The sequence below is a fragment of the Streptococcus sp. C300 genome, from assembly GCF_000187645.1.
Lineage (GTDB): Bacteria > Bacillota > Bacilli > Lactobacillales > Streptococcaceae > Streptococcus > Streptococcus oralis_CQ.
Map to the genome: position 1 here is coordinate 240719 of NZ_GL732466.1, position 19815 is coordinate 260533.

At 41.7% G+C, this 19815-nt stretch carries 22 protein-coding genes, 1 tRNA gene, 1 pseudogene and 1 other annotated feature; of the genes and pseudogenes, 7 read left to right on the plus strand and 17 right to left on the minus strand.

From position 1 onward, the window contains the following. The 4 genes from rpmA to HMPREF0849_RS01230 form a co-directional block, all read right to left on the minus strand. The coding region (rpmA, locus tag HMPREF0849_RS01215) for a 50S ribosomal protein L27 (protein WP_033605339.1) at positions 1-221 on the minus strand (221 nt) is incomplete at its 3' end. Between the two features lie 16 nt (positions 222-237). Next, a complete protein-coding gene (locus HMPREF0849_RS01220) occupies positions 238-582 on the minus strand; it encodes a ribosomal-processing cysteine protease Prp (RefSeq protein WP_000613704.1) in 345 nt (114 codons plus the stop codon). 15 nt (positions 583-597) lie between these two features. Next, positions 598-912, minus strand: a complete 315-nt coding sequence (rplU, locus tag HMPREF0849_RS01225; protein ID WP_000109141.1) for a 50S ribosomal protein L21 — start codon at positions 910-912, stop codon at positions 598-600. A gap of 34 nt (positions 913-946) precedes the next feature. Beyond that, positions 947-1034, minus strand: a sequence feature (ribosomal protein L21 leader region). Positions 1035-1098: 64 nt separating this feature from the next. Continuing rightward, complete coding sequence (locus tag HMPREF0849_RS01230) at positions 1099-1785, minus strand: YoaK family protein (protein WP_009013492.1); 687 nt, start codon at positions 1783-1785, stop codon at positions 1099-1101. A 155-nt stretch (positions 1786-1940) separates the two neighbouring features. Here HMPREF0849_RS01230 and HMPREF0849_RS01235 point away from each other — a divergent pair, with 155 nt between their 5' ends. After that, entirely contained in the window at positions 1941-2918 is a 978-nt protein-coding gene (locus tag HMPREF0849_RS01235) for a Gfo/Idh/MocA family protein (RefSeq protein ID WP_000915918.1), read from the plus strand. Beyond that, positions 2915-3997, plus strand: a complete 1083-nt coding sequence (locus HMPREF0849_RS01240; RefSeq protein ID WP_000850598.1) for a DEAD/DEAH box helicase — start codon at positions 2915-2917, stop codon at positions 3995-3997. The genes HMPREF0849_RS01235 and HMPREF0849_RS01240 overlap by 4 nt, the downstream gene beginning before the upstream one ends. 24 nt (positions 3998-4021) lie before the next feature. On the opposite strand, the gene HMPREF0849_RS01245 is transcribed toward HMPREF0849_RS01240, so the two are convergent. Beyond that, on the minus strand, positions 4022-4399 hold the full coding sequence (locus HMPREF0849_RS01245) for a DUF1934 domain-containing protein (RefSeq protein WP_083800483.1): 378 nt from the start codon (positions 4397-4399) through the stop codon (positions 4022-4024). Between the two features lie 71 nt (positions 4400-4470). Here HMPREF0849_RS01245 and HMPREF0849_RS01250 point away from each other — a divergent pair, with 71 nt between their 5' ends. Continuing rightward, entirely contained in the window at positions 4471-5778 is a 1308-nt protein-coding gene (locus HMPREF0849_RS01250) for an HD domain-containing protein (protein WP_001003533.1), read from the plus strand. Between the two features lie 9 nt (positions 5779-5787). Further along, complete coding sequence (yidA, locus tag HMPREF0849_RS01255; RefSeq protein ID WP_000023495.1) at positions 5788-6594, plus strand: sugar-phosphatase; 807 nt, start codon at positions 5788-5790, stop codon at positions 6592-6594. Positions 6595-6710: 116 nt separating this feature from the next. On the opposite strand, the gene HMPREF0849_RS01260 is transcribed toward yidA, so the two are convergent. From HMPREF0849_RS01260 to HMPREF0849_RS01290, 7 genes are all read right to left on the minus strand, one after another. After that, positions 6711-7037 carry a hypothetical protein gene (locus HMPREF0849_RS01260; RefSeq protein ID WP_000527095.1) on the minus strand — a complete coding sequence of 109 codons (327 nt, stop codon included), beginning with the start codon at positions 7035-7037 and terminating at the stop codon, positions 6711-6713. Positions 7038-7362: 325 nt separating this feature from the next. After that, positions 7363-7434 (minus strand) — tRNA-Arg (locus HMPREF0849_RS01265). Between the two features lie 42 nt (positions 7435-7476). After that, positions 7477-7824: a 50S ribosomal protein L19 gene (gene rplS / locus HMPREF0849_RS01270; RefSeq protein WP_001068669.1), complete on the minus strand. Its 348-nt coding sequence runs from the start codon at positions 7822-7824 to the stop codon at positions 7477-7479. 118 nt (positions 7825-7942) lie between these two features. Continuing rightward, on the minus strand, positions 7943-8272 hold the full coding sequence (gene crcB / locus HMPREF0849_RS01275) for a fluoride efflux transporter CrcB (protein WP_000237402.1): 330 nt from the start codon (positions 8270-8272) through the stop codon (positions 7943-7945). Beyond that, the gene (crcB, locus tag HMPREF0849_RS01280; protein ID WP_000712105.1) at positions 8266-8640 is read right to left on the minus strand and encodes a fluoride efflux transporter CrcB; all 375 of its coding nucleotides are present in this window, start codon (positions 8638-8640) and stop codon (positions 8266-8268) included. Before crcB (HMPREF0849_RS01280) ends, crcB (HMPREF0849_RS01275) begins: the two co-directional genes overlap by 7 nt. After that, positions 8637-8903, minus strand: a complete 267-nt coding sequence (locus HMPREF0849_RS01285) for a chorismate mutase (RefSeq protein WP_000362349.1) — start codon at positions 8901-8903, stop codon at positions 8637-8639. Before HMPREF0849_RS01285 ends, crcB (HMPREF0849_RS01280) begins: the two co-directional genes overlap by 4 nt. 115 nt (positions 8904-9018) lie before the next feature. Next, positions 9019-9462 carry a flavodoxin gene (locus HMPREF0849_RS01290; protein WP_001162125.1) on the minus strand — a complete coding sequence of 148 codons (444 nt, stop codon included), beginning with the start codon at positions 9460-9462 and terminating at the stop codon, positions 9019-9021. 103 nt (positions 9463-9565) lie between these two features. Between HMPREF0849_RS01290 and HMPREF0849_RS01295 the strand changes: the two genes are divergently transcribed. The 3 genes from HMPREF0849_RS01295 (at position 9566) to HMPREF0849_RS01305 (ending at position 11838) form a co-directional block, all read left to right on the plus strand. Beyond that, on the plus strand, positions 9566-10510 hold the full coding sequence (locus HMPREF0849_RS01295) for a DHH family phosphoesterase (RefSeq protein WP_000409318.1): 945 nt from the start codon (positions 9566-9568) through the stop codon (positions 10508-10510). Between the two features lie 106 nt (positions 10511-10616). Further along, entirely contained in the window at positions 10617-11432 is an 816-nt protein-coding gene (locus tag HMPREF0849_RS01300; RefSeq protein ID WP_000414496.1) for a DUF5336 domain-containing protein, read from the plus strand. Positions 11433-11595: 163 nt separating this feature from the next. Then, positions 11596-11838 carry a type B 50S ribosomal protein L31 gene (locus HMPREF0849_RS01305; RefSeq protein WP_000710762.1) on the plus strand — a complete coding sequence of 81 codons (243 nt, stop codon included), beginning with the start codon at positions 11596-11598 and terminating at the stop codon, positions 11836-11838. A 116-nt stretch (positions 11839-11954) separates the two neighbouring features. Here the strand turns inward: HMPREF0849_RS01305 and HMPREF0849_RS01310 are convergent. The 5 genes and pseudogenes from HMPREF0849_RS01310 to pyrR all read right to left on the minus strand — a co-directional run bounded on the left by HMPREF0849_RS01310 (position 11955) and on the right by pyrR (position 19721). Then, positions 11955-13290, minus strand: a pseudogene (locus HMPREF0849_RS01310) (Nramp family divalent metal transporter). A gap of 216 nt (positions 13291-13506) precedes the next feature. After that, a complete protein-coding gene (gene carB / locus HMPREF0849_RS01315; RefSeq protein ID WP_009013494.1) occupies positions 13507-16683 on the minus strand; it encodes a carbamoyl-phosphate synthase large subunit in 3177 nt (1058 codons plus the stop codon). 445 nt (positions 16684-17128) lie between these two features. Then, positions 17129-18208: a carbamoyl phosphate synthase small subunit gene (locus HMPREF0849_RS01320; RefSeq protein WP_000166851.1), complete on the minus strand. Its 1080-nt coding sequence runs from the start codon at positions 18206-18208 to the stop codon at positions 17129-17131. A 49-nt stretch (positions 18209-18257) separates the two neighbouring features. Continuing rightward, positions 18258-19181, minus strand: coding sequence for an aspartate carbamoyltransferase catalytic subunit (locus HMPREF0849_RS01325; RefSeq protein WP_001293853.1), 924 nt, complete (start codon positions 19179-19181; stop codon positions 18258-18260). An 18-nt stretch (positions 19182-19199) separates the two neighbouring features. Beyond that, positions 19200-19721, minus strand: coding sequence for a bifunctional pyr operon transcriptional regulator/uracil phosphoribosyltransferase PyrR (gene pyrR / locus HMPREF0849_RS01330; RefSeq protein WP_000850018.1), 522 nt, complete (start codon positions 19719-19721; stop codon positions 19200-19202). Positions 19722-19815 lie beyond the last annotated feature (94 nt).

Here is a 19815-nt window from a genome sequence, read left to right on the forward strand (position 1 = left end):
ACTTTAGCGAACAAAGTATCGTCCCCACCACGTCCAACGTTTACACCTGGATAGATATGTGTACCACGTTGACGGTAAAGGATTGATCCACCTGTTACAGTTTGTCCGTCGGCTGCTTTAGCTCCAAGACGTTTCGCTTGTGAATCACGTCCGTTTGATGTAGAACCTCCACCTTTTTTGTGGGCGAAAAGTTGCAAGTTGTTAAGAGTCATTTTTAACATAATGTTTTCCTCCGTGTTAGTTTTCTGTGATAACTCTGGTTTGGACGAACTCAGAAGAGTTCTCCGATAAGTTTGCCATACCTAAGAAAAATGATTCGAAGAATAACTGGGTCATTTCTCTCTGGTGTGAAGGAAGATCCGCTGGTATATCAACCTTTAGATAGCCACCTTCATCTTCGTTTAATTCTAAGATTGGTTCATAGCCTGCAAATTTCTCAATGGAATTGACAAAGTTAATGGCAAGCGTAGAAACCGATGCACACACGACATCTAAGCCGTATTCGCCACTTTCGGCGTGTCCAGTAATTTCCGCACTCCTCAGCTCGCCATCTTCGGCTCTCTCAAAGACTGCTTGTATCATGTGTTCTCCTTAAAATTAAGCGTTGATCGCGTTGATGACAACTTTTGTATATGGTTGACGGTGACCTTGTTTACGGTGGCTACCTTTTTTAGGTTTGTACTTATAAGTAACAACTTTCTTTTGTTTTCCTTGTTTTTCAACAGTTCCAACTACAGTAGCTCCAGCAACAAGTGGAGTTCCGACAACAGTGTTTTCACCACCAACAAGAACAACTTCGTTAAAAGTAACTTCTTGACCAGCTTCAACGTTCAATTTTTCAACGTAAACTGCTTGACCAACTTCAACTTTAACTTGTTTTCCGCCAGTTTTGATAATTGCGTATGTGCTCATTATGCACCTCCTATGATTTTTAGGGTTTCCCCGTATTTTTGTGAAGACTCGCCTAGCATCGTGGGACGAACCACTTTATACTCACTATGTGAGCAACGATGTTCGTGCGGTTGCACAGGATTGTGCATAGTCAACTCTTCAAGTATAGCATATCTTCTTTTTTCTTACAAGCGAAATCAATCAAATTTAAGCTTTTTCTTTCCCTTTTTTTCTCCAAGAAGCAAAAAGCATACTGAAGTAAAAGATACTCATCATAAGAGGAACACCTAGAATTGTCTTCTCCTGATAGTAAATCGTCAAATAAGCTGAAAAAACAACTCCGAAGACAAAACTGCTAAGCAAGCTAACAAAAATCAAGCCCTCTCGTAGAAAAGGCGTATGCTTGGTCCGGAAATAATCTCCAAAGGCCAACATGGTACGTTTGATATTCCCTGTCATAAAAGCATTATTATAGGCGATACCCGAAACTTCTCCAAAGGCTGTTGTCACCAGTCCCATACAAAAGGCTAAGGGTGGAACTAGGTAGATATTGTCTACTGACAAGGGAACAAAACCAATGATTATGGATAAGACCGCGAGTGGTATCAAGGACAAAATCGGCTTTTTAACAATTCGAAGTTTTTCCTTATACAATGTCAGAAAAAAGACACCCATCATAAAGGACAACAAGGTCATTACTTTAGCACTGGCGTCCGAGACATTCTGCTGAATGAGTCCTACAGAAAGAAAAACCACATTCCCAGTTTGTCCAGCCACAAGGGTGTTTCCTCGCACGATAAAGGTATAGGCATCGACATATCCTGCACAAAAAGTCAAAAAAAGCGCTAGTCTCTTAGACTGACGTGATATTTTTCTTATTGGTAATAATCTCATTTTCTCTCCCTTCTCATTTCATCTACCTATCTAAATATTGTACCACTTTCTCCAAGAAATGCGTAGTCCATTTGAAAATTTTTACCATCTGTTGGATAGTCCTTCTTTTCTATGTTATAATGAAGGAAGGATCTGAAGTCGGAAAAGGAGTATTTATGCTTAAATTAGGTGTCATCGGAACAAGCGCTATCAGTCATCATTTTGTAGAAGCTGCTCATGCTAGCGGAGAATACCAGCTGGTCGCAGTCTATTCTAGAAAACGAGAAACTGCCGCAACCTTTGCTTCTTGTTATCAAGATATCCAACTCTTTGATCAATTAGAAGACTTCTTTAAGTCTTCCTTTGATGTGGTCTATATCGCCAGTCCAAACTCCTTGCATTTTGTTCAAGCCAAGGCTGCCTTATCTGCTGGTAAGCACGTCATTCTTGAAAAACCAGCTGTCACTCAGCCACAAGAATGGCTGAATTTGAGACAGACAGCTGAGAAAAATCACTGTTTTATCTTTGAGGCAGCTCGTAATTACCACGAGGAAGCCTTTACCACTATCAAGAATTTTTTGGCAGACAAGCAAATTTGGGGAGCAGATTTCAACTATGTCAAGTATTCTTCCAAGATGCCTGACTTATTGGCTGGACAGACGCCAAATGTCTTTTCAGACCGTTTTGCTGGTGGAGCTCTTATGGACTTGGGGATTTATCCTCTCTACGCTGCCGTTCGCCTTTTTGGAAAGGCTCAGGACGCGACCTACCAAGCTCAACAGCTTGACAATAGCATTGACCTAAATGGAGATGGTATCCTCTTCTACCCTAACTTTCAAGTTCATATCAAGGCTGGGAAAAACATCACTTCCAATCTTCCTTGTGAGATTTACACAGCAGATGGAACCTTGACCCTTAACACGATTGAACATGTCCGCTCAGCTATTTTTAGCGACCACCAAGGAAATCAAGTTCAACTCCCTATCCAACAGGCTCCTCATACGATGACTGAGGAAGTTGCTGCGTTTGCTCAGATGATCCAGCAACCAGACCAGACACTTTACCAGAACTGGCTGGATGATGCAGGCTCTGTTCATGATTTACTCTATACCATGCGCCAGACTGCTGGCATTAGATTTGAGGCAGAAAAATGAAAACCAAACTACCGACTGAATGGCAGAAATTGAGTGACCAACTCGGTTTCCAAGAATTTACCCCCATTCAAACTCAACTATTTGAGCCTATACTTGCTGGAGAAAACCTCCTAGGAGTGAGCCCAACAGGAACTGGTAAGACCCTAGCTTACCTCCTGCCAAGTCTTCTCAGACTACAAAAGAAAAAAGCCCAGCAACTCTTGATCCTAGCACCAAATACGGAACTTGCTGGACAGATTTTTGACGTGTGTAAAACGTGGGCAGAGGCTATCGGCTTAACTGCTCAGCTCTTCTTATCAGGTTCGAGTCAGAAACGCCAGATTGAACGCCTCAAAAAAGGACCAGAAATTCTGATTGGAACACCTGGCCGTATCTTTGAGTTGATTAAATTGAAAAAGATCAAGATGATGAATGTAGAAACCATCATTCTGGATGAATTTGACCAATTGCTCGATGATTCTCAGATTCACTTTGTCGAAAAAATCACCCACTACGCACCTCGTGACCACCAACTCATCTACATGAGTGCGACGACCAAGTTTGACCAAGAAAAGATTGCACCAAACACGCGCACTATTGATCTCTCTGATCAAAAACTGGACAACATCCAACATTTCTACATGCAGGTAGACCAACGTCATCGAGTAGACATGCTACGAAAGCTAGCTCATGTTGAGGATTTCCGTGGTCTGGTCTTCTTTAACAGCTTGTCAGACCTTGGAAGTGCAGAGGAAAAACTACAGTATCGGGATGTCTTGGCTGTCTCCCTCGCTAGCGATGTCAATGTTAAATTCCGAAAAGTCATATTAGAAAAGTTTAAAGATAAGCAACTAACCCTGCTCCTTGCAACTGACCTTCTGGCTCGTGGTATCGACATTGATAGCTTGGAATGTGTTGTCAACTTCGACGTCCCTAGAGATATGGAAACCTATACCCACCGTGCTGGTCGTACAGGTCGCATGGGTAAAGAAGGCTATGTTATCACTCTGGTAACCCATCCTGAAGAACTTAAAAAACTCAAGAAATTCGCAAGTGTGCGTGAAATTGTTCTAAAAAATCAAGAACTCTATATCAAATAAGGTTGGCATTCGGCAACCTTTTTCTTATCCCCAAGTAATTTCCAATTGATAGCTGGCAAAAAGTTGTCCATCTTGATTTTGCAGTTGATAGGCGAGTTCAATCTTTTGCCCATCCAGTTGATAACGATTCGTTTGAATGATAAATTCCTGCATCCCCATTGGAGTCGGAATATAGGCTAAACTATCACTATCCTTTAGAAATCTCATAATAGTCTTCGGATTGGAAAAACGGGTCATCACCAGTTCTTGACCATGAAACTTGAGAACCACTTTTTCTTTTTCCTCATTATAAAAAAGCAGATAGCTATAATCCCCTTTTTCACGCACTTCAACGTCATAAAGCTGGTCAATCACTTCCAACTGCTCATCAAACTGAATCCTATTTCGCATCCGAATCTTCACATCAAATCCTCTTTCATGTCTCTTGTCCTACTATTTTACCAAAAAGAGCAGGATTTTGCTATAATGGTCATATGAATGAAAAAGTATTCCGTGACCCAGTTCACAACTACATCCACGTCAATAATCAGGTCATATACGACTTGATCAATACAAAAGAATTTCAACGTCTTCGCCGTATCAAACAGCTAGGGACTTCCAGTTATACCTTCCATGGTGGGGAGCACAGTCGCTTTTCCCACTGTTTGGGGGTCTATGAGATTGCACGACGCATCACAGAGATTTTTGAAGAAAAATATCCTAAAGAATGGGATCCTGCTGAGTCTCTCTTGACTATGACCGCTGCACTCCTTCATGACCTTGGGCATGGTGCTTACTCGCATACTTTTGAACATCTCTTTGATACAGACCACGAAGCCATCACTCAGGAAATTATCCAAAGTCCTGAGACAGAGATTCACCAAGTCTTGTTACAAGTAGCGCCTGACTTTCCAAAAAAAGTTGCCAGTGTCATTGACCATACCTATCCTAACAAGCAGGTCGTACAGCTCATTTCCAGTCAGATTGATGCAGACCGCATGGACTATCTCTTGCGCGACTCCTATTTTACAGGAGCATCTTATGGGGAATTTGACCTGACTCGAATTCTCCGGGTCATTCGACCTATCGAAAATGGCATCGCCTTTCAGCGCAACGGTATGCACGCCATCGAAGACTATGTTCTCAGTCGCTACCAGATGTATATGCAGGTTTATTTCCACCCAGCAACACGAGCCATGGAAGTTCTCCTACAAAATCTCCTCAAACGCGCTAAGGAACTCTATCCTGAAGACAAAGATTTCTTTGCACGCACTTCTCCTCATTTGCTACCTTTTTTTGAAAAGAAAGTTACTCTATCTGACTATCTGGCACTTGATGACGGCGTGATGAATACCTACTTCCAACTCTGGATGACCAGTCCTGACAAGATATTAGCCGACTTATCGCAACGTTTTGTCAACCGCAAGGTCTTTAAATCCATTACTTTTTCAGAAAAAGACCAAGACCAACTCGCAAGCATGAGACAACTGGTTGAAGAAATCGGTTTTGATCCAGACTACTATACTGCCATTCATAAGAACTTTGACCTCCCTTATGATATCTATCGTCCCGAATCTGAAAATCCACGGACACAGATTGAGATTCTACAGAAAAATGGAGATCTAGCAGAACTCTCTAGCCTGTCTCCTATCGTCCAATCCCTTGCTGGCAGCCGTCACGGAGACAATCGTTTCTATTTTCCAAAAGAAATGTTAGATCAAAACAGCATCTTCGCAAGCATTACCCAGCAATTTTTACACTTGATTGAGAACGATCATTTTACCCCAAATAAAAACGAATAGAGGAAATTTATGAGTATTAAACTAATCGCCGTCGATATCGATGGTACCCTGGTTAACAGTAAAAAGGAAATCACTCCTCAAGTCTTTTCTGCCATCCAAGATGCCAAAGAAGCTGGCGTCAAAGTCGTGATTGCAACGGGTCGTCCTATCGCAGGCGTTGCCAAACTTCTGGACGACTTGCAATTGAGAGACGAGGGTGACTATGTCGTAACCTTCAATGGTGCCCTTGTCCAAGAGACTGCTACTGGCCATGAGATTATCAGCGAATCTTTAGCCTATGAGGACTATCTCGATATGGAATTTCTCAGTCGCAAACTCGGTGTCCATATGCACGCTATTACCAAGGACGGTATCTATACTGCCAATCGCAATATCGGAAAATACACAGTGCACGAATCAACCCTCGTCAGCATGCCTATTTTCTACCGTACTCCTGAAGAAATGGCTGACAAGGAAATCGTCAAGTGTATGTTTATCGATGAACCAGAAATTCTCGATGCTGCGATTGAAAAGATACCAGCAGAATTTTACGAACGCTACTCTATTAACAAATCAGCTCCTTTCTACCTTGAACTCCTTAAAAAGAATGTAGACAAGGGTTCAGCCATCACTCACCTAGCTGAAAAACTCGGATTGACCAAAGATGAAACCATGGCGATCGGTGACGAAGAAAATGACCGCGCCATGCTGGAAGTCGTGGGTAACCCCGTTGTTATGGAAAATGGAAATCCAGAACTCAAAAAAATCGCCAAATACATCACCAAAACAAACGACGAATCCGGCGTTGCCCATGCTATCCGTACATGGGCATTGTAAAAGGAAAGAATAGACGAAAACCGCTCAGCAGAGCGGTTTTTAGTCTATTTCATCTTAGAATTAGCAATAATTTCAAAAAATCTTATCTCTTCAACTGGTAAGATATCACATTTAATTTATTTAATAACTATTTCAATATTATCATCTGAGTTAATTTTTAAAATTCTATCAACATACGTCATTCGATAATAAGACGAACCATACGAACCATATAGACCTAAATCACTATATCTTGTGTACCCTGCCTCTTCCCAGAGAATATCCACTCGCATGTAAATATTACAGTCAAAAACTGCCACATCAATTCTGTCGTTAACTATCAATTTCCCATTTTTTATAACCGAAACATTTTTTGGTAAAGTTAAAATTCCATTATCTTTTAGATAATCCAAAACAGCACTCATGCTTTCTCGCTCTTCACCAACAGAAAGTTTATTCCCCATCTTAAATATTCTCCTTTTTTTAAAATTTCACAGTTTCATCATCGACCCTTACAGCTATCGTTGACATAATATTTTTTCATTTTATATTGTACCACTTTCAGACCTAAAATACAACTATCCAATAATTAAATACAAAACAAAATAGACCAGCTTCATGATCCACTTTATTCTATATTCATTATTAAAAACTTATTTTTGGTCAAATTTTGGTCATCGTTTGGTCAAAAAATAAAAATTACTAAATTATTCTTAAAAAATAAATTGTGATGATTGCTGTTAAATAAACACTTTGAATATTCTTTATTTTTCTTTGTTTTACTAAGAATGCCCCCTGCAGGAATCGAACCTGCAACTACTCCTTAGGAGGGAGTTGTTATATCCATTGAACTAAGGGAGCTAGAGAAAAACCCTGCTGGGTGAGCAGAGTTTTTTAGTCGAATTAACGACGGATTTCTTTGATACGAGCTGCCTTACCTTGAAGTGCACGCAAGTAGTACAATTTCGCACGACGTACTTTACCGTAACGAACAACTTCGATCTTTTCAACACGTGGAGTGTGGATTGGGAAGATACGCTCAACACCTACACCGTTAGAGATTTTACGAACTGTGTAGTTTTCTGAGATGCCAGCACCTTTACGTGCGATAACAACACCTTCAAAGATCTGGATACGTTCACGGTTACCTTCGACAACTTTCGCGTGTACACGAACAGTGTCACCAGGACGGAATGATGGGATATCTGTACGAAGTTGACCTTCAGTCAAGCTTTGGATTAATGGATTCATTTTATTCTCCTATCTTTGTCAATCTTAAGGAACCTTCCTCAGCGGATAAACTGTATTTTTGTGCGTCCATTACACACAAGATACAGTTTACCAAATTTCCACCTAAAAGTAAAGAAATTTATAGCAGAATTCCTAAAAAAATCGCTAGAAAACCGCCTAGGTAAGTTATGAGAAAATAGCTATAAAATACCTTCTTGTCACTTAACAGTTTTTGCAGCTCGTCATTCAGAGTTGAAAAGGTCGTCAACCCACCACAGAAACCTGTCGCGAGGATAGCATAGACTTCCTTGGAATCCACATGATTGTAGAGCAAGCCAATCAAAAAACAACCGAGAAGATTGGCTATGAGAGTTCCTAGGGGCAATTTCGAGGATTGATTATATCGGGAAAAGAAATACCGCACTAGGGCTCCGAAGCCACAGGCGATTGCAAGATAAACGATTACCATTTCTTCCTCCCTAGAACATAAGCCAAGAGTAGACCTCCACCAATGCTCAAAAATAAGTAGATGCCTAAACTAAGATAACGCCCGGTATCGAGCAATTTCACGGCATCAAGTATTAGACTAGAAAAGGTTGTTAGCCCACCACAAAATCCTGTACCCAGTGCCAAAACCAAGCCTTTACTAGTTCCCTTATAGACCAGATAGCCTTTCACCAGATAGATCAGGAAGATAATGCCCAGATAGTTGACAAGGAGGGTGCCCCAAGGAAATTCAGGACTTGCTGGCAACTGACTAGATACAAAATAGCGGACAAGGCCACCTGACATAGCAGCTAAAAAAATCCCTAGCGGATAGAATTGTTCTTTTTTCATTTGATGTTTTGATCCTGATAATCACGCGAACGTTTGAGAATATCTGAAAAAGTCGCAACAATGGTTTCTTGGTAACTCTTATTGATTACACGACTCCTTACCTTTTCAAAAATGACTGCTTCTCGCTTACTATCTAAAATAGGTTTTCCTGAGGCCTTCTTATAGGCAACAACACCCTCAACCAAGTGCATTCGTTCTTCCAAGAGCTTAACAATTTGGTCGTCGATTTGATCAATTTCTTGACGAATACTAGCTAAATCCATAGTGTCTCCTCCTTTATTTGAATTATTGTATCAAAAAGCCACCAAATAGGCTAGTAAAATCTAGTTTAACTACTAAAAACTGCACCGACTCCTTCCAGTCAGCGCAGCTTGTTTCTTATCCTACTTTTGCAGCCAATTCTTCTGCGAATTGTTCCAAGCGTTCAATATCTTCTTCTTCGGCAGAAAGGTCTACTTTAACGCACTCTGAACCTTTTTCAGCTCCTGTCGCTACAAAAACACGATCAAAGTCATCGACAGCCTTACAGAATTCGTCGTAGAAGGTGTCACCTGAACCAACAACTCCGTAGATTTTACCATTCAAGTTGAGATCAGCTAGGTCTTCGTAGAAGTCCATCATCTCATCTGGCAATTCTCCATCTCCGTAAGTGTAAGTCGCAACGATTGCGATATCCGCTTCCAAGAAGTCTGAAGCGTCAACAGTCGTACATTCATCCACATCGACATCCAAGCCCAAGTCACGCAATTTATCTGCTACAATATCTGCAATTTCTTCGGTATTACCGGTCATACTGGCAAATACAATTTTTGCTAATGCCATATCGCCCTCCTCAATTTATCTTTCTCCATTATATCATATCTTTTTCATTTTAAAAATAAAAATTCTTGTGCTACAATGAAATGAGAAAGAATTGAGGTTATTTATGGAAATTTACCAGCAAATTTTAGAGAAAATCAAAGAATACGATACCATTATCATTCATCGTCATATGAAACCAGATCCTGATGCCTTAGGGAGTCAAGTGGGCTTGAAAGCTCTTCTCACACACCATTTTCCAGAAAAGACCATCAAAGCAGTCGGTTATAACGAACCAACTCTAACCTGGATGGCGGAAATGGATACTGTCCAAGACAGTGACTACCAAGGAGCTCTTGCTATTATTTGTGATACAGCGAATCGTCCTCGTATCGATGATAAACGCTACGAACAAGCTGATTTCACCATCAAAATCGATCACCATCCAAATGATGACATCTATGGTGACCTATCTTGGGTGGATACAAGTTCAAGCAGCGCCAGTGAGATGATTGCATTATTTGCTCAAGAAAATCAGCTAACTTTGTCTAGTGAAGCGGCACGACTTCTCTATGCAGGAATTGTCGGGGACACAGGGCGTTTTCTCTACCCTTCAACCAGTGCCCGTACCTTTAGAATAGCTGGCCAGCTCCGAGAAATTGATTTTGACTTTGCTGGACTGTCTCGTCAAATGGATACCATGAGCTTCAAGATTGCAAAATTGCAAGGGTATGTTTATGATCACTTAGAAGTTGATGAGAATGGGGCTGCACGCGTTCTGCTTACTCAAGACATCTTGGAAAAATATAAGGTTACGGATGCTGAAACAGCAGCGATTGTTGGGGCACCTGGTCGAATTGATACTGTTAAGGCTTGGGCTATCTTTGTTGAGCAAGCTGATGGTCACTTCCGTGTTCGAATGCGCAGCAAAATCACCCCCATCAATGAAATTGCCAAACGACATGATGGAGGAGGGCATCCATTAGCCAGTGGTGCCAATTCCTATAGTCTAGAAGAAAACGAACAAATATATAAAGAACTGAAAGAGGCTCTACAGATTCACCAAGGCTAAGAAAGAATTTTCTTGGCCTTTTATATGCTATATTCTTAAAATATACGGTTTCTTTGTACCTCAGTTTATGGTATAATAAATCAAACTGAATAAAAGGAGACTTATAATGGAAAAAAATCGTTTGTATATTCTCATTTCTGCTGGAGTAGCCATTCTTGGTTCACTCTTGCCATGGGCTGGTTTAAATGCAGGTTCTTTTGGGTCCTATAGCGTGAATGGTTACCAAGGAGATGGGTGGTTTGTCATTATCGCAGCCATTGTGTCTATTGTTCTTGCTTGCTTGAATAATATGAATAAAGCAATGCCTAAAGGGTTCTCAATTGGTGTCATTGTTGCGGGTGCAATTGCAACTCTCGTCACACTAAATAGTCTCTTTAATGTAAATAAGTACATGTCTAACTTTGGTGGATATGGCATTTCAATCGGCTTTGGTTTGATTTTGGCTATTCTTGCTAGCATTGCACTAGTTGTAACTGGTCTCTTGGCAATGTCAGGTGGTAAAATTACAAAAGAGTCATTTACTGAATTAGCTGAGTCTGGTAAAGATTTTGCTCAAACTGTCGGACGTGTAACAAGCTCTACTGTTAAAACTGCAGTCGAAGAAATCAAAAAAGAATCTCAAGAACGTAAAAAAGAAGAAACTAATGCTGAAAAAACAGAGACAGCTAAAGAGGAAACCGAGCAAACAGAAGAAGCTAAGGAACCAGCTAATGTGGAAGCTGAATCAGCAGCAGAAAACGCAGAACCAGTAAAAGAAGAAACTACAGAATCTGAAACAAAAACAGAAGCTGAGCCAGTAGCCGAACCAACAGAAACAGAGGCTGAAGCTGAAACTGTAACAGAATCAACAGAAACAGAACCTACTGAAACTGAAAAAGAGGCTAAATCAGCAGAAGAAAAAGCTCCAAATCAAGAGAACTAATCATTCTTCTACCCTCACTCCAGTAAACAATGGGGTGATTTTTTATCAAGATTTTTAATAAAATCAGGGAAAAGACTTGCCAAACTTATCAGAATCTGATAGACTAGTATGGTAACAATCTATGGCTCGCAAAGAGACCATGGCAGAAAGGAAATATTGCAAAATGAAAAAAGATATCCATCCAGAATATCGCCCAGTTGTCTTCATGGACACAACTACTGGTTACAAATTCCTTAGCGGTTCAACAAAACGCTCTAACGAAACTGTTGAGTTCGAAGGCGAAACTTACCCATTGATCCGTGTGGAAATTTCATCAGACTCACACCCATTCTACACTGGACGTCAAAAGTTCACTCAAGCAGATGGACGCGTGGATCGTTTCAACAAAAAATACGGTCTCAAATAATGATAAAAAAGAACAGTTACCACTGTTCTTTTTTTGTACTTCTTTTTATGAACCAACCACTACCACTTTCTCTTTATCAACCTTCACGCTGACACTATAATTGATTTCAAACGAGGTTAAAAAATATCGAAAAGAAGCTTGATATTGAGAATGGTCAAGATGATTGAAACTGCGTAACCTAGGATGGTGTTCCACTTGGCATTGGTGAATTCTCCCATCAGTGACTTCTTAGAGGTCAGATAGATTAAGGGGAAGATTGAAAACGGAAGAGCAATTGACAGAAAAACTTGTGAATAGACCAATAACTGATCCAAGGTTTTTTCTTGATGTCCAAACAAGACGGCAACAATAATCACAGGAAGCAAGGCAAAAATCCGGGTACCGATACGGATAATCCACTGAGGCAATTTCAGATGTAAGAAGCCTTCCATGACAATCTGTCCTGTTAAGGTACCTGTAATGGTCGAATTCTGGCCACTTGCTAAGAGGGCTAGGGCAAATAAAGTTGACAGAGTTGAGCTAGCTATCGCTCCTGCTATTGTCGAATCCTGTAAAGCATTGTACATTTGGGAGAATGCTGAAATTTCAGATGCATGACCAAAAAAGAGAGATGCCCCTAAAATGAGAAGCAAGGAATTGACAATAAAGGCTAGGGACAACTGAAGATTTGAATCCCAGGTCATAAAACGCACGGCTTTTCGAACATCCTTCTTATCTTTGTGATTGATTTTCCTTGTTTGGGATAGAGAGGAATGGAGATAGAGATTATGGGGCATGACTGTCGCTCCTACAATTCCTAGAGCCAAGGTCAATTGGCTTTCATGACCTGGTAATGGTGTTTCAAATAATGTTGGAGTCGGTAAATAACCACCAAAGATACCCTGAATACTCGGATTAGATAAAGCCACCAGATAGGTAAAGATGGCTAGTATGGTTAAAATAAGGGTCGTAACAATGGCTTCAATTTTTTTTGAAGCCAAATTTCATCAACAACAACAAAAGAAATACATCTAAAACGGTTAAGAGGATAGCGACCATAATCGGTATTTTAAATAAAAGATTTAAGGCAATCGCTGAGCCTAAAACCTCGGCTAAGTCGGTCGCCATTAAAGCTAATTCTAAAATCACCCATAAACTATAGCGAAGCCATTTGGGAGCATGATGTGCAGTTGCCTGTGCTAGATCCATCTTAGTTACGATACCGAGCTTTCCAGCCATCTGTTGTAGTTGCATGGCAATAATGGATGAAATCAAAATAACAAATAAGAGACTATATTTGTAGGAAGCACCACCAACCACACTAGTAATCCAGTTTCCAGGATCCATATAACCAACTGCTACAAGAGCTCCAGGTCCTAAAAATGCTTTTAGATTTTGCCAAAAATGATTGTTATTCGGAGTTTCAATAGATTGGTTAATCTCAGAAAGAGAGACTTTTTTGTAAGAAGACATCGGAATTTTACACTTTCTAATCTGTCTTTACCTATTTTCTTAATGGGATTTTTGAAAATATAATGAAAATAGTTTTCCATTTCCAATTCTCCCTTATTATATCACAATTTAGAATGATTCTTAAGGAAAGAATGATGGTTGAAATAGACAATAGCTGTATTGCAAAAGCCAGCGTTTTCTGACGCTGGCTTTAAAACTGTAAAAATTCTTTCTCAACTAGATCGCTTCTGTGACAAAACTACGGCTTTCTAACACCTTGAGCATGGCATTAGCTGTATCTAGGGCTGTAAAGAGTGGCACACCGTGTTCAATGGCTGAACGACGGATTTGCTCACCATCTTCGTCAGCAGTTCGTTTGGTTCCGACAGTATTGATGATCGCTTGGATTTTCCCTTTGCGAACAAAGCTTGGGATATCCTGTTCATCATCACCAATCTTACCAACAGGTTGTGCTTGAAGTCCATGACTAGCAAAGAAGGCTGCTGTCCCTTCTGTCGCGAGAATACCGTAGCCGATATTTTGGAAACGACGAGCCAAATCCAAAGCTTCTTCTTTGGCATCATCTGCAATAGTAAAGACAACATTTCCAAAGGTTGGCAAGTGCAGGTAAGAAGCTTCAAAAGCCTTATAGAGAGCTTTTTCCAAAGTAGTATCAGAACCCATAACTTCCCCTGTTGACTTCATTTCAGGACCGAGCAAGCTGTCTACCTTAGCTAGTTTCGTAAAGGAGAAGACTGGAGCCTTGATATGAACGCGAGTGCTTTCTGGGTAAAGTCCATCCTGGTAACCAAGTTCTTCGAGACTTTGACCAAGAATGAGCTTAGTTGCTACCTGTGCCATAGGGATATTGGTTACCTTAGAAAGGAATGGAACCGTACGGCTGGCACGTGGATTGACCTCAATAACATAGACTTTCTCATCCTTGATGACAAACTGAATGTTCATCATCCCAAGACAGTTGAGACCGATTGCTAGACGTTTGGTATAGTCTGCGATGGTTTCCTGCACCTTTTGAGACAAGGTTTGTGGAGGATAAACGGCCATTGAGTCACCTGAGTGAACACCAGCACGTTCGATATGCTCCATGATACCAGGGATAAGAACATTTTCTCCGTCTGAGATGGCATCGACTTCGCACTCTTGCCCAACGATGTAAGAGTCAACAAGGACTGGGTGGTCTGGACTGGCCTTAACAGCGGTACGCATGTAAGAACGGAGGTCTTCTTCGTTTTCAACGATTTCCATGGCACGTCCCCCCAAGACATAAGATGGGCGAACAAGGACTGGGAAACCAATCTTGCGAGCTGCAAGCACGGCTTCTTCTTCATTAGTTGCTGTTTGTCCTGGTGGCTGTGGAATATCCAAATCTTTAAGGGCTTGCTCGAAGAGGTCACGGTCTTCGGCACGGTCTAAGTCAGCGACTTGGGTACCAAGAATGGTCACACCTGCTTTGGCCAATGGCTCGGCAAGGTTGATAGCTGTTTGACCACCGAACTGCACGATAACGCCTTTTGGCTGCTCCAAGTCGATAACATTCATGACATCTTCGAATGTTAATGGCTCAAAGTAAAGTTTGTCTGATACCGAGAAGTCGGTTGAAACGGTCTCTGGGTTTGAGTTCATGATGATGGCTTCATAACCAGCAGCCTGAATCGCCTTAACAGAGTGAACAGTTGCATAGTCAAACTCAACCCCTTGACCGATACGGATTGGACCTGAACCTAAGACAAGTACAGATTCCTTATCAGACTTGATAGACTCATTTTCCCAGCCATAGGTTGAATAGAAATATGGTGTTTCAGAGTCGAATTCTGCCGCACAGGTATCGACCATCTTGTAGACTGGAACAATCTTGTTTTCCAAACGAAGTTGGCGAACTTGGTCAGCTGTAGTGTTCCAGAGTTCCGCAATCTTACGGTCTGAAAATCCATTGAGTTTAGCTGTTTTCAAAACTTCTAGATCTTGTGGATGGGCACCCAATTCTTGCTCGATTTCAAAGATATGCAAGAGTTTATCTAGATAGAAGATATCAATCTTGGTCAATTCAGCAATTTCTTCTGGTGTGTAACCACGGCGAATAGCCTCTGATACGTAGAAAAGACGGTCATCTTGGGCTTTCACAACCTTTTCAATCAAGGCATCATCCGAAACAGTTGCAAGTTCAGGCATTTCATTGTGGTGAACGCCAATTTCAAGTGAACGACATGCCTTGAGAAGTGACTCCTCGATGTTACGACCGATCGCCATGACTTCCCCAGTCGCTTTCATCTGAGTTCCAAGACGACGCTCCCCTTTTTCAAACTTGTCAAATGGGAAACGTGGAATCTTGGCAACCACGTAGTCAAGGGCTGGCTCAAACATAGCATAAGTTGAACCTGTAACAGGGTTGATGACCTCATCCAGGGTTAAACCAACTGCAATCTTGGCAGCCAATTTGGCAATCGGATAACCCGTCGCCTTAGAAGCAAGGGCTGACGAACGCGATACACGAGGGTTTACTTCGATAACATAGTACTTGAAGCTATGCGGATCAAGGGCCAGCTGAACGTTACACCCACCTTCAATCTTGAGAGCGCGGATAATGCTCAAGCTCGCGTCACGTAGCATTTGGTTTTCATAGTCTGACATAGTTTGCGCCGGGGCAAATACAATAGAATCCCCTGTATGAATCCCAACTGGGTCAAAGTTTTCCATGTTACAAACAACGAGGGCATTGTCAGCTGAATCGCGCATCACTTCATACTCGATTTCCTTGAAACCTGCGATTGAACGTTCAATCAAACATTGGGTAACAGGTGACAGTTTCAACCCATTTTCAGCGATTTCGCGCAATTCTTCCTCGTTGGCACACATACCACCACCAGTACCACCAAGGGTAAAGGCTGGACGAACGATGACTGGGTATCCGATTGTTGCTGCAAAGGCCACTGCTTCTTCAACTGTGTTGACAATTTCAGATTCAGGGATTGGCTGCTCAAGCTCTTCCATCAATTGTTTAAAGAGGTCACGGTCCTCCGCTTGGTCGATGGCAGACAATTTAGTACCTAGAAGTTCGACACCAAGCTCATCTAGGATACCATTTTTAGACAATTCCATGGCCATATTGAGCCCTGTCTGACCTCCAAGAGTTGGAAGCAAAGCATCTGGACGTTCCTTACGGAGAATACGTGTCACAAACTCAAGTGTAATCGGTTCGATGTAGACCTTGTCCGCAATCTCCTTGTCCGTCATGATGGTTGCAGGATTTGAGTTCACCAAGACAACTTCATAACCTTCCTCTTTCAACGACAAGCAGGCCTGGGTCCCAGCGTAGTCAAACTCAGCAGCCTGACCAATAATAATCGGACCAGAACCAATCACCATAATTTTTTGAATATCAGTACGTTTAGGCATAGTTTATGATACAAAGCCCGTAAAGAACACAGTGAAAATAGGAAACTCGGTGCAGACGCCTTTAGCGTCAAGACTATGTTTATCTTTTTCACACAGTTCTTAGGGCGTGTTCACTTCCGCGAACAATGTATCTTCTCCTTTCTATTCGTCGCCTCACAGAGCGACATTAAATAAATTCTCCGACGATTTTTTAGAGAAACGATATTTTTCGATAAAAAATCTAGTGCAGGGAGTTTTTAGTTCGCCTGATAGCGACTAAAAAACGACCTGCCTTTCTATTCGTCGCCTCACAGAGCGACATTAAATAAGATACAAAGGACGAATAGAAAGCGATTGAATTTTAGGAAACCAAGGAAGGATTGACAATCCAAGTTGGTTTCTCTAAATTCCGAGCTTTCCGTCCGTGTTCAGTTACATAAATTCTCCGACGAGCTTTTGCTCGTTCTTAGTTTACTTGTTTAAAAACTTCCATCATCTCAATAAACTCGTCAAATAGGTAGCTAGCGTCGTGTGGACCAGGAGCTGCGTCTGGGTGGAATTGTACAGAAAAACCTGGTTGGTATCTGTGACGTACACCTTCAACTGACTTGTCATTGATTTCTTCGTGGGTGATGATCAAATGCTCTGGCAAGTCCTCACGGCTGACTGCATAACCATGGTTTTGGCTGGTAAAGTCTACACGTCCTGTTGCAATCTCACGTACCGCGTGGTTAAATCCACGGTGACCAAATTTCATCTTGTAGGTCTTAGCCCCGTTTGCCATGGCAAAAAGTTGGTGTCCCATACAAATACCGAAAATTGGAATTTTCCCTTGCACACCACGAATCATGTCCAGTGCTTCTGGAACATCTTCTGGGTTACCTGGACCATTTGACAACATAACTCCATCAGGATTTAGGTGAAGAATTTCTTCTGCCGTTGTTGAATACGGAACAACCGTAACGTTACAGTTACGCTTAGAAAGTTCACGTAGGATTGAGTGCTTGAGCCCAAAGTCTACTAAGACCACGCTCAAACCAACTCCTGGAGCTGGATAGGAAGTTTTAGTAGAAACCTGCTTGATATTGTCTGTCGGCAAGACTGTTGCTTGGAGCTGGTCCGTCACATGGTCCATACTGTCCCCAACATGGGTCAAGGTTGCACGCATCGTACCATGCTTACGGATAATCTTAGTAAGGGCACGCGTATCAATCCCTGAAATACCAGGAATTTTCTTGGCTTTCAAGAATTCGTCCAAGGTCATTTGGTTGCGCCAGTTGCTAGCTCGACGCGCCTCTTCGAAAACGACAACTCCCTTACAAGTTGGAATGATGGATTCATAATCATCACGGTTAATTCCATAATTTCCCACCAAAGGATAAGTGAAAGTCAAGATTTGTCCATTATAAGACTGGTCTGTAATGGATTCTTGGTAGCCGGTCATCCCTGTGTTAAAGACGATCTCACCTGTTACATCAATGTCTGCTCCGAAGGCTTTTCCTTCAAAAACTGTGCCATCTTCTAATACTAGAAGTCTTTTTGTCATATTTTCACCTCTCGTGGACGCTCACTGGCGTCTTTTAACGTCTTGTGTTTTAGTTGGCGTTTCTACTCGCCAATACGGATTCTAAGATTGCCATCCGAACAAAGACACCATTGGTCATTTGTTGGACAATGCGTGATTTTGGTGCTTCAACCAAGTGGTCAGCAATTTCCACATCTCGATTCACTGGAGCCGGATGCATAATGATTGCTGTTTCTTTTAAGCGATTATAGCGTTCTTGGTTCAAACCGTGTTGAGCATGGTAGTCTTCTTTTGAAAAAACTGCTCCACTATCATGGCGTTCATGTTGAACGCGGAGTAACATCAAAACATCCACCTGATCAACAATCTCATCAATAGTTACAAACTGTCCATAGTCCGCAAACTCTTGACTTCTCCATTCCTCAGGTCCTGCAAAGAACAGTTCAGCTCCCAAGCGTTTCAAAATCTGCATATTGGATTTGGCAACACGTGAGTGGTCCAAGTCGCCTGCAATAGCAACCTTGAGACCCTCAAAGTGGCCAAATTCCTCATAAATAGTCATCAAATCAAGCAAGCTCTGGCTAGGATGTTGTCCCGAACCATCACCACCATTGATAATAGAAGTTGTAATCGACGGACTCGCAATCAACTCTCTGTAATAGTCAACCTCTGGGTGGCGAATCACACAGACATCTACTCCTAGAGCAGATAGGGTCAAGATGGTATCATACAGTGTCTCACCCTTATTGACCGAACTAGTTTTCACATCAAAGTCCAGTCGCTCCAACCCTAGCTTAATCTCTGCCACTTCAAAGGACTTATGTGTCCGTGTAGAATCTTCAAAGAAGAGATTCGATACGATAGGTTTGTTCTCGTAGGGAAGTTGGGCTCCGTTTTTAAACTCGATCCCTCGTTTGATCAATTTCATCACTTGATCAACTGTAAGGTCTTCCATAGAAACCACATGGTTCAATGCTTGTTGATTTTCTGACATGGATACTCCTTCAGCTTTCTAAGCTTCTTCAGTAATCAGAACTCTGTCTTGGCCATCAAGTTCTGTCATCTCTACGATGATTTCTTCAGAACGGCTGGTTGGGATATTTTTCCCAACGTAATCTGGACGGATAGGCAATTCTCTATGTCCACGGTCAACTAGCACCGCAAGACTCACGCGCGCAGGACGACCATGGCCGACAATGTTATCAATAGCAGCACGGATAGTACGGCCTGTATAGAGTACATCATCCACCAAGATAACCTCACGGTCAGTCACATCAACAGAAATCAAAGAAGTATCTTCTCCGCTTTTAACATCATCACGGAAAGGTTTGGTGTCCAATTCCACAACAGGAACTGTGATGTTTTCCAACTGCTCCAAGCGTTCTTTGATACGATGAGCGATGAAAACACCACGCGTTTTTATCCCTGCTAGGATAATCTTATTCAAATCTTTATTGCGCTCGATAATCTCATAAGTAATTCGCGTAATCGCTCGTTTGACAGTCAATTCGTCTACAACTTCTTTTGTCTTCATGACAAACCTCCAAAAAGAAAAGTCTCCTTCTACAAGGAGACTTGAAATGTATGGCCAAGCGAGCCCAACTATAAACAGTATAGACTTCACCCTT